Here is a 15,837-nt window from a genome sequence, read left to right as displayed (position 1 = left end):
TTTGACCGAGCGATGAATGCGCGAAACTGGAGCCTCGGCAAACTCTTTCCCCGAGCCTTCCCCTCAGACACGGAGCGCAGCGTAACGGGTGTCGCCTTCGACAGCCGCAAGGTCGCGCCCGGCATGGTCTTCGTCGCGCTCAGCGGGGCCAAGGCTGATGGCGCGCGCTTTATCGCGGACGCGGTCGCGCGCGGTGCAACCGCCATCGTCTCGGGCCAGCCCAGGCCGGCCGATCTCGATGGTGCGATCGCCTTTGCGCAGGTCGAGGATCCACGCCTCGCTCTGTCTCTGGCCTCGGCGGTTGTCCATCCGCGCCAGCCAGCAACCATCGTCGCGGTGACGGGCACGAGCGGCAAATCCTCGGTCGCCGACTTCACCCGCCAGATCTTCCAGGTGCTCGGCCATGAGGCGGCGAGCCTCGGCACGGTCGGCATCGTCACCGCCAAGGGCTCGAAATACGGCTCGCTGACGACGCCTGATCCGCTGTCGCTGCACACCTCGCTCGACAAGCTCGCCGGCGAGGGCGTCACGCATCTGGCGATGGAGGCCTCCTCGCACGGGCTCGACCAGCGCCGGCTCGACGGGGTGCGGCTTGCTGCCGGCGCCTATCTCAACCTCGGCCGCGACCATCTCGACTACCATCCGACCGTCGAGGACTATCTCGATGCCAAGCTGCGGCTCTGGGACCTGCTGCCCGCTGGCGCCCCGGTCGTGATCAATCGCGACGGCGCGTTTGCCGACAAGGCGTCGGCCGCAGCTGTGGCGAAGGGCCACCCCATCATCGGCGTCGGCCGCGCAGGCGAGACGCTGAGACTGCTGGAGGTGCTGCGCGAGGGTTTTTCGCAGCGTCTGCGGGTCCGCGCCCAAGGCCGGGAGATCGAGGTCGTGTTGCCGCTGGTCGGCGATTTCATGGCCGGCAATGCGCTGGCCGCCGCCGGGCTCGCTATCGCGGCGGGCGAGGCGCCGGAGGCGGCGCTCAACGCCTTGTCGGGCCTCGTCGGCGTGCCGGGACGGCTCGAACGCGTCGGTTCGCTGAAGGGTGGGCTCGCCGTTGTCGATTTCGCCCATAAGCCCGACGCGCTGGAGGCGGTGCTTGCAACCTTGCGGCCCTATGCGGCCGGGCGTCTGATCTGCGTTTTCGGCTGCGGTGGCGATCGCGACCGTGGCAAGCGGCCGGTGATGGGCCAGATCGCGGCCGACCTCGCCGATCTGGCGATCGTCACCGACGACAATCCACGCAGCGAGGATCCCGCAGCGATCCGGGCCGAGATCCTGGCGGCTTCGCCCAAGCTGACCGAGATCGGCGGCCGGGCTGAGGCCATTCGCCACGCCGTCGGCTTGCTGGGAACAGGTGATGTCCTCGTCGTAGCCGGAAAAGGTCATGAAACCGGCCAGATCATCGGCGACCGGACATTGCCGTTCTCGGATCAGGACGTAGTGCGGGCGGCGATTGCGGAGATGGATCAATGAGCGCGCCCTTGTGGAGCGGAGACAGCCTGGTCGCGGCCATGGGGGCGCGGCCTGCCGGCGCAATGCCGTCCGTCGTGAGCGGGGCATCGATCGACACCCGCACGCTGGAGCCGGGCGACGCCTTCTTCGCCATCCAGGGGGAGGCGCGCGACGGCCATGAATTCGTCGCCGGGGCGCTCGCGAAAGGCGCCGCGCTTGCGGTGATCGACGAAGCGCATGCCGCAAGATTCAGCGGCGAGGGGCCTTACGCCGTGGTGCCCGACGTGCTGCGGGCGATGGAGCTGGCCGGTGCGGCGCGCCGGGCCGAACTCAAGGCCCAGGTCGTCGCGGTGACGGGCTCCGTCGGCAAGACCGGCACCAAGGAGGCGCTGCGGCTCGTCCTGTCGCATCAGGGCAAGACGCATGCGCCGGTCGCCTCCTACAACAATCACTGGGGCGTGCCGCTGACTTTATGTCGTACTCCCCGCGACGTGGCATATGCGGTCTATGAGATCGGCATGAGCAACCCCGGCGAAATCCTGCCGCTGGCACGGCTCGTGCGCCCGCATGTCGCGATCATCACGACGATCCAGCCGGTGCATCTGGCGGCCTTCGCCTCGCTCGAAGGCATCGCCGAGGAAAAGGCCTCGGTGTTCTGGGCCCTGGAGCCCGGCGGCACCGCCATCGTCAACGCCGACATCCCGCAGACCGAGCTTTTGCGCAGTCTCGCCAAGGCCGGCCCGGCCGGACGCATCATCAGCTTCGGCGAGAGCATGGATGCCGATGTCAGGCTGGTTTCTTGCGCGCTGAAGCCCGATGTCTCCACGGTGGACGCCGTCGTGATGGGCCAGCCGGTTACCTATCGGCTCGGCAGCCCGGGCAAGCATATCGTGCTGAATTCGCTCGCGGTTCTCGCTGCCGTCACGGCGCTTGGCGCCGATCTCGCTTTGGCGGCGCTGGCGCTGGGTGATCTCAAGCCGCCGGCCGGACGAGGCGCGAGGCAGATCCTGCAAGGGCCGGGCGGGGCCTTCGCGCTGATCGACGAGAGCTACAACGGCAACCCGGCCTCGATGCGGGCGGCGATCGAGAATCTCGGCCGCATGCCGGTCTCCGGGCGCGGCCGGCGCGTTGCCGTGCTGGGTGACATGCTGGAGCTCGGGCCGAGCGGGCCCGACCTCCACAAAGGTCTGGCCGAGGTCGTCCTCGGCAACGGCGTCGACAAGGTTTTCGCCTGTGGTCCTTTGATGCGCGGGCTCTACGACAGCTTGCCATCCACCCTCAGGGGTGCTTATGCCGCCCAGTCGAGCGGGCTCGAGCCGCTCGTACTGGATGCGATCAGGGCCGGAGACGTCGTCACGGTCAAGGGGTCGCTGGGTTCGCGCATGGGGCCGATCGTGAAGGCGATCGTGGCGCGTTTCCCGACCCTGCAGGCCGATGAATAGAACAAGAGACTGAAAACCGATGCTCGTCTGGCTCGCCGATTTCTCCGGCACGTTCCCGATCCTGAACGTGTTCCGCTACATCACATTCCGCGCCGGCGGCGCGACCGCTACTGCGTTGCTCGTCGTCTTCTTCTTCGGTCCGGCCGCGATCTCCTGGCTGCGCATCAAGCAGGGCAAGGGCCAGCCGATCCGCACCGACGGACCGGAATCCCATCTCGCCAAGCGCGGCACGCCGACCATGGGCGGGCTGATGATCCTGGCCGGGCTGTTCGCCGCTACGCTGCTGTGGGGCAATCTGCGCAATCCCTACGTCTGGATCGTGCTCGGGGTCACCGCGAGCTATGGCGCCATCGGCTTCTACGACGATTTCCTCAAGGTCACGAAGCAGTCCCACAAGGGCTTCTCCGGCAGGGCGCGCATCGCGCTCGAGGTGGTGATCGCGGTGATCGCCTGCACCTTCATCATGCAGACGCAGCCGCCGGCGATCTCGTCGAGCTTCGCCATGCCCTTCCTCAAGGAAGCGATCATCCCGCTTGGCATCCTGTTCCCGCTGGTCACAGCCTTCGTCGTGGTGGGCGCTGGCAATTCGGTGAACCTGACCGACGGGCTCGACGGGCTCGCCATCGTGCCGGTGATGATCGCGGCCGGCACCTTCGGTTTCATTGCCTATCTCGCCGGTAACGCCATCTTCGCCAACTACCTGCAGATCCATCATGTACCCGGCGTCGGCGAGCTCGCCGTGATCTGCGGCGCGATGATGGGGGCCGGGCTCGGCTTCCTTTGGTTCAATGCGCCGCCAGCGCAAATCTTCATGGGCGACACCGGCTCACTCGGCCTGGGCGGCATGCTCGGCACCATCGCGGTCGCGATCAAGCATGAGATCGTGCTCGCCATCGTCGGCGGCCTGTTCGTGGTCGAGGCGCTCTCGGTCATCATCCAGGTCGCGGTGTTCAAGCGCACGGGCAAGCGCGTCTTCCTGATGGCGCCGATCCACCATCATTTCGAGAAGCTGGGCTGGACCGAGCCGCAAGTGGTGATCCGCTTCTGGATCATCTCGGTGGTGCTGGCGCTGGTCGGTCTCTCCACGCTCAAGCTGCGCTGATCATGACACCTGTGACTGTTTTCAAGGGCAAGCGCCTGGCTCTGTTCGGGCTTGGCGGCTCGGGGCTGGCGACGGCGCGCGCCCTGAAGGCGGGCGGGGCGGAGGTCGCGGCCTGGGACGACAACCAGACGAGCCGCGACAAGGCCGCGGTCGAGGGCATTGCGATTGTCGATCTCGCACTGGCGGACTGGGCGGGTTTCGCGGCGTTCATCCTGTCGCCGGGCGTGCCGCTGACCCATCCGCAGCCGCATTGGACGGTCGAGAAGGCCAGGGCTGCCGGGGTCGAGATCATCGGCGACGTCGAGTTGTTCTTCCGCGAGCGGGAGGCGATCGCGCCTGCCGCGCCGGTCGTCTGCATCACCGGCACCAATGGCAAGTCGACGACGACGGCGCTGATCGCGCATGTGCTGGGCCAAGCCGGCCGCGACGTGCAGATGGGCGGCAATATCGGCACGGCCGTGCTGGCGCTGGAGCCGCCGACGCAAAACCGCATTCATGTCATCGAATGCTCGAGCTACCAGATCGACCTCGCGCCTTCGCTGGCGCCGACCGTCGGCATCCAGATGAACCTGACGCCGGACCATCTCGACCGGCACGGCACCTTCGAACACTACGGCGCGATCAAGGAGCGCCTCGTCGCCCAGTCCGACATCGCCGTAATCGGCGTCGATGACGAGCCGTCCAAGCAGATGGCGCGGCGCCGCGCCGCCTCCGGGCGCCCCTTGGTCAAGATCAGCGGCGAGCAGCCGCTCGATGAGGGCGTCTTCGCCGGCATCACAGCCAATGCCGGCAAGCTCGATACCCGCATCGTCCAGGTCAGGGACGGCAAGCCCAAGGTTGTGGCGAACCTCGCCGGCATCGGCAGCTTACGCGGCTCGCACAATGCCCAGAACGCGGCGGCGGCTTTCGCCGCCTGTTTCGCGCTAGGGCTGAGCGCTGAGGAGATTGCGGCGGGCTTCAAGACCTATCCGGGCCTAGCCCACCGCATGGAGGAGATCGGCCGCGTCGGCCGTGTCGTCTTCATCAATGATTCCAAGGCGACCAACGCGGATTCCACCGAAAAGGCGCTGACCTCCTTCCGCGACATCTTCTGGATTTTGGGCGGGAAGGCGAAGGAGGGCGGCATCGAGAGCCTGACGCGCTACTTCCCCAATATCGCCAAGGCCTATCTCATCGGCGCGGCGAGCGATCTTTTCGCTGCGACCTTCGATCAGGACGGCCGCGTCGCTTACGAGCGCAGCGGCACGCTCGATGTCGCAGTCGCTGCCGCGACCCGCGACGCGCAGGCTCAGCCCGGCGAAGGCGAGATCGCGGTGCTGCTCTCGCCGGCTTGCGCCTCCTTCGACCAATTCCCGAATTTCGAGGTGCGTGGCGACGCCTTCAGGACGCTGGTCAAGGCGCTGCCGGGCTTGGTACCGTTCGGAGCGGGCTAGAGCATTTCCGCGTTTCTCCGAATCGCGGAAATGCTCTAGCTCCTTGTTTTAACGCGTTTTCTTCACGCGAACCGGTGTCCACTTCGCTCGAAAACGCTCTAGCCCGGGACAACCGGGCGTTCGCGCATCACATAGCTGCTGGCTGCGTCGCGATCGAAGAGATGCTGTATCGTCCGCGTCCGGCCTCCTTGGCCGCGTAGAGTTCGCGATCGGCTTTTTGCAGGAGCGCGTCGGGCTCGTCGCCCGGTGGTTTGCAAATCGTGACGCCGACGCTCACTCCGACCCGGATTTCGCGCCCGTCGATCATGACCGGCGCGGCTACGGTCTCGACCAGGCGCAGGGCCAGGGCGCAGGCCTCGGCCTGCTCCGTGAGAGGCGTCTGAATCAGCGCGAACTCATCTCCGCTCAATCGCGCGACGATATCCGACGACCGGGCCGCCGCCTTCAGCCGCCGGGCGATCTGGCGCAGGAGCTCGTCGTCGGCGGCATGACCCAGCGTGTCGTTGACCGCCTTGAAGTGATCGAGGTCGAGATAGAGAACCGAGAAGCTCTGGCTGTAGCGCCGGGTCCGGTCGCACTCCTCCTGGAGGCGCTGGCGGAAAAGGGCGCGGTTGGGCAGCATGGTCAGATCGTCATGCAAGGCCTGCCGCGCCAATTCGCGATGGGCGACGATCCGGTCGAGGATGGTCAAGTGCAGGTGCGCGATCATCTCGAAGCCGATAATCAGATAGGCGATCAGCATGGCCGCCATCAGGAGATGCTCGGGCTCGCCATTGACCAGGCTTGCGACGATCGGCGGGGCGAGCGTCAGGACAAGCTGGACACGAGCGATCATTGGCCGAACGGCGACGCGAATGATCATCCCGCAGGGATAGGCGACCAGCACGGTCGCGATCAGCAATTGCGCCGAGGCGTCACCGGTCAGGAAGACATAGGCTGCGACACCGCCCAGCAGCGCGCAAAATGCGAAGCCCCCGACGGCATAGCGACGCTCCCACCGTCGGGCCTGTTCAGCGCTTTGGATCCGGGGCCTGGCCCGCCGATACGCAACCGTGATCAGGACGCGCCCGGTCGTGACGATCGCCGCCGCGATGCCCGCCGCCGCGACGATCTGATCCTCGTACAGGGCCGAACTCATCCACGCTGCCGCGGCCAGAGCGATGCCGACGGTGACGACGGAGGCCAAGGACGTGAACATGATGTCGACGAGCTCGGGCAGGACGTTGTCCGGGGCTCGGGCGGGCGCTGTCGTCATGAACCTATCTCCGTGCGTGCAGGTAGCATGGAGGGCTTAATCAAAGTTGTCTCGCGGAACTCGAATTCTGCCGGTGACCGGCTCTACGAAACATCGAAGCCGGGGTGAAAGGTGACTTCGCCTTTCGGCGCAGGTCCCTGGAATGTCAGGAACTGCAGATAGCCGGGCGGGACATCGCCGTAATGGAGATCGGAATCGCTCTCGAAGCCGAAGCGAGAGTAGTAGGCGGGGCTGCCGAGCAGGATGCAGCCGGCCGCCCTCATCGCCTTGAGTCTGCCGAGACCATCGTGAATCAAAGCCTGGCCGATGCCCTTGCGTTGCTGGGCGGGCCGGACGGAGACGGGCCCCAGCCCATACCAATCGCCCGGTTCGCCGTTGATCCTGACAGCCGAAAAGGCGACATGGCCGACGATCTCGCCGTTCTGACGCGCAACCAGCGACAGCGTCAGTGCCCCTGCCGCCCGCAAGGCGTTGACGATCCTGGCTTCGGTCTGCTGGCTGAAGGGTATGTCCTTGAAGGCTTCCTCCGTCAGACGGTGGATCGCCAAGGCGTCTTCAGGGTGCTCTTGTTCAATCTGCATCGGGGGTCTCCATCGCAGTTCTTGCATGCCTCAGCGCCGCGCTCGGAATCAAACGCTTAACCATTCATTGACAGAGTGATTCGGAAACGAGGCGCATCTCTGCGCCGTGCTCGATCTTGGAGCCAAGCATGGTCTCTCGCGCGGAACCCAGTCTCAGCGGCCGCTGGTGGTGGTCGATCGACCGCCTCATCCTCAGCGCTCTCGTGGCGCTGATGGTGTCGGGCGTCGTCTTGCTGATGGCGGGCGGGCCGCCGGTTTCGGAGCGGCTCGGGCTCTCGACTTTCCATTTCGTCAACCGGCAGGCGGTCTATCTGCTGGTTGCGCTCACGGTCGTCATCGCCGTCTCGTTCATGACGCCGCGCCAGGTTCGGCGCTCGGCTTTGCTGCTCTTCGTGGTCTCGCTAGCCATGGTGGTGGCGACGCTCTATCTCGGCGTCGAGGTCAAGGGCGCGCGGCGTTGGCTGACCATGGGGCCTCTGGGCTCGGTGCAGCCTTCCGAATTCCTCAAGCCCGCCTTCGTCGTGCTTGCGGCCTGGGCCTTCGCCGAGGGCACGCGCCGGCCCGACCTGCCGGGTACGATCATGGCCTTTCTGCTGCTGCCATTGACGATCGTGCCGCTCGTGCTGCAGCCCGATTTCGGCCAGACCATGCTGATCACGCTGGTCTGGGCCGGGCTGTTCTTCGTTGCCGGTCTGCACTGGTTCTGGGTGCTGGGACTGGGTGGAGCCGGCGCCTTCGGCATCCTGGTCGCCTATCAGCTCGTGCCGCATGTCCGCGCCCGCATCGAGCGCTTCATGGACAAGGGCTCGGGCGACACCTTCCAGGTCGACACCGCGCTGGAGAGCTTCGCGCAGGGCGGCTGGCTCGGCAAAGGGCCGGGCGAGGGCACCGTGAAGCGCATCCTGCCCGATGCGCATACCGACTTCATCTTCGCCGTCACGGCGGAGGAGTTCGGCATCATCGTCTGTATCGCGCTGGTCATGCTGTTTGCCTTGATCGTGCTGCGCGCACTGTTCGTGGCGCAGAAGGCCGAGGATCCCTTCGTGCGCCTGGCAACGACGGGCCTCTCGCTGCTCTTCGGCATCCAGGCGGCGATCAACATGATGGTCAATCTGCACATGATGCCGGCCAAGGGCATGACGCTGCCCTTCATCTCCTATGGCGGCTCGTCACTGATCTCGCTGGCGATCGGCACAGGCTTCCTGCTCGCCTTGACGCGCAAGCGCCCGCGCGCCGTCGAACTCGGCGCATTCAGGCGCTGACCGCGATGGCACGGGAGATGGCAACAAGGGACCTGCTCGTCGTCCTGGCCGCCGGGGGGACTGGCGGCCATCTCTTTCCGGCTGAGGCACTGAGCCATGCGCTGCATGCGCAAGGAGCGCGTGTCGTGCTGATGACCGATACGCGCGCCGCCGAATATGCCGGCGATTTTCCAGCCGAGGCGGTGCATGCCGTCCAGGCGGCGACGCCGTCGGGCCGTTCGCCCTTGAAGATGGCAGGCGCGTTGCTGACGCTGGCGAAGGGCGTCTTTGCGGCGCGGCGGATCGTCAAGGAACTGAAGCCCGCGATCGTCGTCGGCTTCGGCGGCTATCCGACGGTTCCCCCGGTGCTCGGCGCCTCGCTTGCCGGCGCCAGGACGCTGATCCACGAGCAGAACGCCGTGATCGGCAGGGCCAACCGCTTCCTTTCAGGCCGGGCCGATGTGATCGCGACCAGCTTCGCCGAGGTCGGAGGCTTGTCTGCCTCCGCCAAGACGAAATGCGTCCAGGTCGGCAATCCGGTGCGTCCGGCCGTGATCGCGGCGGCCTCGCCCTATGCGGCGGTCGGCGACGGCATGCTCAATCTGCTTGTCTTCGGCGGCAGCCAGGGCGCCCGGATCATGGCCGACATCGTGCCGCCGGCGGTCCAGTTGCTGACCGAGGCCGAGCGCGCGCGCCTGAGCGTGACGCAGCAGGCTCGGCCGGAGGATGACGAGCGGGTGCGCCGCATCTATGCCAGCGCCGGGGTCAAGGCCGAGATCGCACCCTTCTTCAAGGACCTGCCGGCACGCATGGCGGCCGCGCAACTCGTCATCGGGCGCGCCGGCGCCTCGACCGTGGCGGAATTGACCGTGATCGGCCGGCCGGCGATCCTCGTGCCGCTGCCGGGCGCGCTCGACCAGGATCAGGCGGCCAACGCCGCCGTGCTGGAACGTGCCGGCGGCGCGATCCGCATGCTGCAATCCGATTTCACTCCGAGACGGCTGGCGAGCGAGCTCTCCGGTTTGCTCGCCGATCCCAGCCGCTTGACGGCGATGGCGGCAAACGCCAAGAGCGCTGGCATTCCCGACGCAGCCGATCGGCTCGCCCGTCTCGTCATCGACGCCGCTGCGTCCTAGTCTCCACAGGAGTTTCCCGATGAAGCTGCCGCCAAAGCTCGGCTCCATCCATTTCGTCGGCATTGGCGGCATCGGCATGTCCGGTATCGCCGAGGTGCTGCACAATCTCGGCTACAAGGTGCAGGGCTCGGACGCCGCCGACGGCGCCAACGTCAAGCGCCTTGCCGACAAGGGCATCAAGACCTTCGTCGGCCACAAGGCGGAGAATCTCGGCGAGGCCGAGGTCGTCGTGGTCTCGACCGCGATCAAGCGCGACAATCCCGAACTTGTCGCCGCGCGCGAGCAGCGCCTGCCGGTGGTGCGCCGTGCCGAAATGCTGGCCGAGTTGATGCGCCTGAAGAGCTGCGTTGCCATCGCCGGCACCCATGGCAAGACGACCACGACCTCGCTCGTCGCGACTCTTCTGGAGAAGGGCGGGCTCGACCCGACCGTGATCAATGGCGGCATCATCAACGCCTATGGCACCAATGCCCGCATGGGCGAGAGCGACTGGATGGTGGTCGAGGCCGATGAGTCGGACGGCACCTTCCTGAAGTTGCCGGCCGATGTCGCTGTCATCACCAATATCGATCCCGAGCATCTCGACCATTTCGGCACTTTCGACGCGATCAAGGCGGCCTTTCGCAGCTTCGTCGAGAACCTGCCCTTCTACGGCTTCGCGGTGATGTGCATCGACCATCCGACCGTGCAGGGGCTGGTCGGGCAGATCGAGGATCGCCGCGTCGTCACCTATGGCGAGAATCCGCAGGCCGATTTCCGCCTGATCGATATCGACCTCACCGGCGGCCAGGCCAAGTTCACGCTCCTGATCCGCGACCGCAAGCGCGGCCGCGACGAGGTCGTGCGTGACCTGATCATGCCGATGCCGGGTCACCACAATGCGCTCAACGCGACGGCGGCGATCGCGGTCGCCTATGATCTCGGCATCCCGGTCGAGAGCATCCGTGCGGCGCTCGCGGGCTTTGGCGGGGTCAAGCGGCGCTTCACCAAGACCGGCGAATGGAACGGCGCGCAGATCTTCGACGATTACGGCCACCACCCGGTCGAGATCGCTGCCGTGCTCAAAGCGGCGCGCGCCTCGACCAAGAGCAAGGTGATCGCCGTGGTGCAGCCGCATCGCTACACCCGGCTCTCCAGCCTGTTCGACGATTTCGCCGCCTGTTTCAACGATGCCGACACGGTGATCGTGGCCGAAACCTATGCGGCCGGCGAGACGCCGATCGCCGGGGCCGACCGCGATTCGCTGGTCTCAGGCATCAAGGCGCGCGGGCATCGTCATACGCTGGCGCTGGAAGACCCTTCCAGCCTTGCAGGAATGATCGCCGAGCTGGCTGGGCCGGGCGACTATGTCGTGCTCCTGGGCGCCGGCAACATCACGCAATGGGCCTATGCACTGCCGGGAGAGCTGGCGGCGTTGGGTTGAACCGCGACGGTTGCCCCTTCTCCCCCATCAAAGTCGGCTGTTGCCGACTTTGACACTTTGGGTTGCCCCATCTCGGGCAAGCCCGAGATGGGCGGGAGAAGGTGGCCGGCGAAGCCGGTCGGATGAGGGAAGTCAGGTGCTGGAGCGAAAGAACTCGCCCGAAACGCTCGACTTTGCCCGTCAGCAGCGCGGACAGCCGACCCGGGCGGAAGCCGCGTTTTGGCCGGCGGTTCGGGGTCGCCGGTTCTCGGGCCTGAAGTTCAAGCGACAGGTGACGATCGGGCCGTTCATCGCGGATTTTTGCTGCTTCGAGCATCGGCCGATCGTCGAGCTGGATGGTGAGCCGTACCAATCCGACGAAGCGAAGCTCAAAGACGCCTCTCGCGACGTCTTCTTGAGGCGCGAAGGCTACAAGGTCTTGCGCTTTCCGAATGAGCGCGTGCTAGGAAACCTCGAATTCGTTTTGCGCGAGATCGCCGACATGATCGGTCTCGCCGGACTTCCCTCATCCGACCCGGCTTCGCCGGGCCACCTTCTCCCCCAAGGGGAGAAGGGTTAGCGCAGCGACCCTCATGACCTTCCCCGACATTACCTCCGCCATCCGCGCCTCGGCTCCCGATCTGCGCGGCCGGCTTTTGCCCAATCACGACATGTCCGGCCTGACCTGGTTCCGCGTCGGCGGGCCGGCGCAGGTGCTGTTCACGCCGGCGGATGAGGGGGATTTGGCTCATCTGCTGGCTCATCTGCCGGCCGAGATACCCGTCACGGTGGTCGGGCTCGGCTCGAACCTGATCGTGCGCGATGGCGGCATCCCCGGCGTCGTGATCCGGCTCGGCGGCAAGGCCTTCGGCGAGATTTCGCTGGAGGCGGGCGACCGCCTGCGCGCCGGAACCGCCGTGCCCGACGTCAAGGTCGCGCGCGCTGCGGCCGATGCCTCGCTCGACGGGCTTGCCTTCTATCGTGGCATTCCCGGCTGCATCGGCGGGGCGCTGCGCATGAATGCCGGCGCCCATGGCGGCGAGACGACCGATGTGCTGGTCGAGGCGCGCGGCGTCACCCGCAAGGGCGAGATCGTCACGCTGAGCCATGCGCAGATGGGCTTCACCTACCGCAACAGCGCGGCCGAGACCCATGAGATCATCTTCACTTCGGCGTTGTTTCAGGGCCGTCCAGGCGATCAGGCGGCCATCTTCGCCGAGATGGACCGGGTCACGGCAGCGCGCGAGGCGGCCCAGCCGATCAAGGAACGCACCGGTGGCTCGACCTTCAAGAACCCGCAAGGCGGCAAGGCCTGGCAGTTGATCGATGCGGCCGGCTGCCGCGGCCTGCGCATTGGCGGGGCGCAGGTGTCCGAGATGCACTGCAACTTCCTGATCAACACCGGTGGCGCCACGGCGGCCGATATCGAAGGGCTGGGCGAAGAGGTCCGGCGCCGGGTGAAGCAGAACTCCGGCTTCGAGCTGCAGTGGGAGATCAAGCGGCTCGGTGTGGCGGGCCAGCATTAGCTCCAGCCGCCGCCCCCCGCCATCTCTTAACGCCGCATTAACCATGATGGGTCGAGGTTCGCCGTAACAGGGAGCCATGACCCCGATGACCAGACACGTCGCAGTGCTGATGGGCGGATGGTCCGTCGAGCGGGAGGTCAGCCTCAGCAGCGGCACGGCCTGCGCCAAGGCGCTGGAGAGCGTCGGCTTCCGCGTCACGCGCATCGACGTGCAGCGCGACATTGCCCAGGTGCTCGCCGATCTGCGCCCCGATGTCGCCTTCAACGCGCTGCATGGCCGTTTCGGCGAGGATGGCCTGATTCAGGGCGTGCTCGAGATTCTGCGCATCCCTTACACGCATTCGGGCGTGCTCGCCTCGGCGCTCGCGATTCGCAAGGACAAGGCGAAGCTCGTCGCCGCGGCGGCCGGCGTGCCGGTGGCGCATGGAATCGTGGTTTCGCGCTTCGATGCGGCGAAAAAACACGTTCTGCAGCCGCCTTACGTGCTCAAGCCGGTCAACGAGGGCTCGTCCGTCGGCGTCGTGATCGTCAAGAAGGGCCGCGAGCATCCGCCGCAGGAAATCGCCCGCGAGGACTGGCCCTGCGGCGATACGCTGTTGGCTGAAAGCTTCATCAGGGGGCGCGAGCTGACCTGCGCTGTCATGGGCGGCAAGTCGTTGGGCGTGACCGAGATCCGGGCCTCGACCGGGGAGTTCTACGACTACGATGCGAAATACACGAAAGGTGGTTCGATCCACATCTGCCCGGCTCAAATTTTACCAAAAATTTACCAGCAGATCGAAGAGTGTGCGTTAACGGCGCATCAAGCAATCGGGTGCCGGGGCGTTAGCAGGTCTGACTTCCGCTATGACGACGAGACCGACACTCTCGTCTGGCTGGAAGTCAACACGCAGCCCGGCATGACCGAAACGAGCTTGGTGCCCGAATTGGCCGCCCATGCGGGCATGAACTTCGGTGAACTCGTCAAATGGATGGTGGAGGACGCCTCCCTCGATCGGTGAATGCGGTGATGGCGTCAGCCACCTCCCGCTTGCCGGTCCCTGCCGCCGGGCCGCAACTCCTCGTCGGGGAGCGGTCTGGGCGCTGGCTGCGCCGCTCGCGGCGCAGCGCGGTCGCGGTGCCTCTGGCGCAGCGCCTGCCGCGCCGCATCGGCACCTGGCTTGCGCTCGGTTTCCTGAGCCTGAGCATCGGCGCGGGCAGCGTTCTGGGCGGCCATGTCGAAGCCTTGCGCCAGGCTTATGGCGAGCCGCACCACATGCTGGCCCGGTTGGTCGGGCTCGGCATCGACCGCGTCACGATCTCGGGCCTCACGGAGCTGTCGGAGGTCGAGGTCCTGGTCGCGGCAGGAATCGATCCGAAGATCTCGCTCGCCTTCTTCGATGCCGACCAGGCGCGCAAGCTCCTGGAGGCGACGCCGCTGATTCGCGAGGCGACGGTCCGCAAGCTCTATCCGGGTGAGATCTCGATCACGCTGGTCGAGCGCGAGCCTTACGCGCTCTGGCAGGTCAAGGGCGACCTGTTCGTGATCGCGGCCGATGGCACGGTGATCGACAAGATGGATGACGGACGCTTCGCGCATCTGCCGCTCGTCGTCGGGCCCGGCGCCAATCTGCGCGCGGCCGAGTACATCGCGCTGCGTGGCGAGGCCGGGTCGCTGGCGGCGCATATCCGAGCGGCGACACTCGTCTCCGGACGCCGTTGGACACTCAAGCTCGACAACGGAATGGATGTGCGCTTGCCCGAGATTCAGCCTGGCGTGGCGGTGAAGCGGCTTGCCGGGCTCGAAAGCGATTTCCGCGTGCTCGATAAGGATCTGCTCGCGATCGACCTGCGCCAGCCCGACCGGGTGGTGATGCGATTGTCGGAAGAGGCGGCCAGCGCCCGCGCCGAACAGCTCAAGAGCAAGACCAAGAAGAAGGGAGGCGAAGCATGAATCTGACCTCCCAGGGCCTGACGCCGCGGATGCGGCCCTTGTCGTCGCGCAAGAGCGCGACCTTGTCGATTCTGGATATCGGCACCAGCAAGGTCGTTTGCCTGATCGCCGAACTGAACCCGGCCGAGGCCAATGAACGACTGCGCGGTCGCACCCATGTCGCACGCATCATCGGCATCGGCCATCAGCGCTCGCTCGGCCTCAAGGGCGGGGCGATCATCGATCTCGAAAGCGCCGAGCGGGCGATTCGCGCGGCAGTCGACGCGGCCGAGCGCATGGCCAAGGTCGAGGTCCAATCGGTCATCGTCAACCTGACCGGCGGCCGGCTCGGCTCCCAGCATTATGCTGCGGGCGTCGATCTGCGCGCCGGCGCGGTCGGCGACAGCGACGTCAAGCGCGTGCTGGCCGCGGCCGCGATGCATGCGCTCAAGCCCGGCAAGGCCGTGCTCCACGCCCTCCCCACCGGCTATGCGCTCGACGGTTCTCCCGGCGTGCTCGATCCGCGTGGCCTGATCGGTAGCAAGCTCTCGGTCGACATGCATGTCGTCGCCAGCGAAGCCTCGGCCGCGCGCAATGTCATGCTCGCAGTCGAGCGTTGCCATCTCGAGGTCGAAGCGGTCGTCGCGACGCCTTACGCGTCCGGCCTTTCCGTGCTGGTCGATGACGAGGCCGAGATGGGCGTCGTCGTGGTCGATATGGGCGGCGGCACGACGAGCCTCGGCGTCTTCTCCGGCGGCCATCTAATGCATGCCGATGCGATTGCTGTCGGCGGCAACCACATCACCATGGACGTGGCGCGCGGGCTCTCCACCCGTGTCTCGGCGGCCGAGCGGCTGAAGACGCTGCATGGCTCGGCGATCTCCAGCGCCTCGGACGAACGCGACATGATTTCCGTGCCGCAGGTCGATGACGACGAGCGCGACATGCCCAACCACCTCGCCAAGTCGCATCTCGTGCGGATCATCAAGCCGCGCGTCGAGGAGATCCTCGAACTGGTACGCGACAGGCTCAGCAATGCCGGCTTCTCCGCCCAGGCGGGACGCCGCGTCGTGCTGACCGGTGGCGCCTGCCAGCTCACCGGCCTGCCGGAGGCGGCGCGTCGCATCCTCGGCGGCCAGGTCCGCACCGGCCGGCCGCTCGGCATCAAGGGCTTGCCGGAAGCGGGCAAGGGGCCGGCCTTCGCAGCGGCCGTCGGGCTCTTGGTCTATCCGCAGGTGGCGCATGTCGAGCATTTCGAGCCGCGCGCCAGCTCGGCTTATTTCGCCACGGGAACGGACGGGTATTTCTCGCGCGTCGGCCGGTGGCTGAAGGAAAGTTTCTAAGGGGTAACGGTGCGCC

14 protein-coding genes are annotated in these 15,837 nt (G+C 66.5%); 12 read left to right on the top strand and 2 right to left on the bottom strand.

Annotation, left to right across the window (positions count from 1 at the left end; genetic code table 11):
* The first annotated feature begins 12 nt into the window (after nucleotides 1–12).
* Genes BMZ97_RS06540 through murD form a run of 4 tightly spaced genes read left to right on the top strand, consistent with a single transcriptional unit; the run spans nucleotide 13 to nucleotide 5,426 of the window.
* On the top strand, nucleotides 13–1,470 hold the full coding sequence (locus BMZ97_RS06540) for a UDP-N-acetylmuramoyl-L-alanyl-D-glutamate--2,6-diaminopimelate ligase (protein ID WP_092166912.1): 1,458 nt from the start codon (nucleotides 13–15) through the stop codon (nucleotides 1,468–1,470).
* Nucleotides 1,467–2,891, top strand: coding sequence for a UDP-N-acetylmuramoylalanyl-D-glutamyl-2,6-diaminopimelate--D-alanyl-D-alanine ligase (locus BMZ97_RS06535; protein ID WP_092166910.1), 1,425 nt, complete (start codon nucleotides 1,467–1,469; stop codon nucleotides 2,889–2,891). The genes BMZ97_RS06540 and BMZ97_RS06535 overlap by 4 nt, the downstream gene beginning before the upstream one ends.
* Before the next feature lie 19 nt (nucleotides 2,892–2,910).
* Nucleotides 2,911–3,993 carry a phospho-N-acetylmuramoyl-pentapeptide-transferase gene (gene mraY, locus BMZ97_RS06530; protein ID WP_092166908.1) on the top strand — a complete coding sequence of 361 codons (1,083 nt, stop codon included), beginning with the start codon at nucleotides 2,911–2,913 and terminating at the stop codon, nucleotides 3,991–3,993.
* A gap of 2 nt (nucleotides 3,994–3,995) precedes the next feature.
* Entirely contained in the window at nucleotides 3,996–5,426 is a 1,431-nt protein-coding gene (gene murD / locus BMZ97_RS06525) for a UDP-N-acetylmuramoyl-L-alanine--D-glutamate ligase (RefSeq protein WP_092166907.1), read from the top strand.
* Nucleotides 5,427–5,553: 127 nt separating this feature from the next.
* Here the strand turns inward: murD and BMZ97_RS06520 are convergent, their stop codons facing one another.
* Entirely contained in the window at nucleotides 5,554–6,681 is a 1,128-nt protein-coding gene (locus BMZ97_RS06520) for a GGDEF domain-containing protein (RefSeq protein ID WP_092166905.1), read from the bottom strand.
* An 83-nt stretch (nucleotides 6,682–6,764) separates the two neighbouring features.
* On the bottom strand, nucleotides 6,765–7,262 hold the full coding sequence (locus tag BMZ97_RS06515; protein ID WP_092166903.1) for a GNAT family N-acetyltransferase: 498 nt from the start codon (nucleotides 7,260–7,262) through the stop codon (nucleotides 6,765–6,767).
* 128 nt (nucleotides 7,263–7,390) lie between these two features.
* Between BMZ97_RS06515 and BMZ97_RS06510 the strand changes: the two genes are divergently transcribed.
* The 8 genes from BMZ97_RS06510 to ftsA all read left to right on the top strand — a co-directional run bounded on the left by BMZ97_RS06510 (nucleotide 7,391) and on the right by ftsA (nucleotide 15,821).
* Nucleotides 7,391–8,524 carry an FtsW/RodA/SpoVE family cell cycle protein gene (locus BMZ97_RS06510; protein ID WP_092166902.1) on the top strand — a complete coding sequence of 378 codons (1,134 nt, stop codon included), beginning with the start codon at nucleotides 7,391–7,393 and terminating at the stop codon, nucleotides 8,522–8,524.
* A gap of 17 nt (nucleotides 8,525–8,541) precedes the next feature.
* Nucleotides 8,542–9,639: an undecaprenyldiphospho-muramoylpentapeptide beta-N-acetylglucosaminyltransferase gene (gene murG / locus BMZ97_RS06505; RefSeq protein ID WP_092166900.1), complete on the top strand. Its 1,098-nt coding sequence runs from the start codon at nucleotides 8,542–8,544 to the stop codon at nucleotides 9,637–9,639.
* Between the two features lie 19 nt (nucleotides 9,640–9,658).
* Nucleotides 9,659–11,062 carry a UDP-N-acetylmuramate--L-alanine ligase gene (murC, locus tag BMZ97_RS06500; protein ID WP_092166898.1) on the top strand — a complete coding sequence of 468 codons (1,404 nt, stop codon included), beginning with the start codon at nucleotides 9,659–9,661 and terminating at the stop codon, nucleotides 11,060–11,062.
* A gap of 136 nt (nucleotides 11,063–11,198) precedes the next feature.
* Nucleotides 11,199–11,621 carry an endonuclease domain-containing protein gene (locus BMZ97_RS06495; RefSeq protein ID WP_244546281.1) on the top strand — a complete coding sequence of 141 codons (423 nt, stop codon included), beginning with the start codon at nucleotides 11,199–11,201 and terminating at the stop codon, nucleotides 11,619–11,621.
* A 13-nt stretch (nucleotides 11,622–11,634) separates the two neighbouring features.
* Nucleotides 11,635–12,567 carry a UDP-N-acetylmuramate dehydrogenase gene (gene murB, locus BMZ97_RS06490; protein WP_092166895.1) on the top strand — a complete coding sequence of 311 codons (933 nt, stop codon included), beginning with the start codon at nucleotides 11,635–11,637 and terminating at the stop codon, nucleotides 12,565–12,567.
* Nucleotides 12,568–12,652: 85 nt separating this feature from the next.
* Nucleotides 12,653–13,567 carry a D-alanine--D-alanine ligase gene (locus BMZ97_RS06485; RefSeq protein WP_092168652.1) on the top strand — a complete coding sequence of 305 codons (915 nt, stop codon included), beginning with the start codon at nucleotides 12,653–12,655 and terminating at the stop codon, nucleotides 13,565–13,567.
* Nucleotides 13,568–13,575: 8 nt separating this feature from the next.
* Nucleotides 13,576–14,499: a cell division protein FtsQ/DivIB gene (locus BMZ97_RS06480; RefSeq protein ID WP_244546280.1), complete on the top strand. Its 924-nt coding sequence runs from the start codon at nucleotides 13,576–13,578 to the stop codon at nucleotides 14,497–14,499.
* Nucleotides 14,496–15,821, top strand: coding sequence for a cell division protein FtsA (gene ftsA / locus BMZ97_RS06475; protein WP_092166892.1), 1,326 nt, complete (start codon nucleotides 14,496–14,498; stop codon nucleotides 15,819–15,821). Before BMZ97_RS06480 ends, ftsA begins: the two co-directional genes overlap by 4 nt.
* Nucleotides 15,822–15,837 lie beyond the last annotated feature (16 nt).

This window comes from Allobosea sp. OK403 (assembly GCF_900113835.1).
In the GTDB taxonomy this organism is placed as follows: Bacteria; Pseudomonadota; Alphaproteobacteria; order Rhizobiales; family Beijerinckiaceae; genus Allobosea.
The sequence above is the reverse complement of the archived record's forward strand: the minus strand, read 5'-3'. Positions and strand labels throughout refer to the sequence as shown.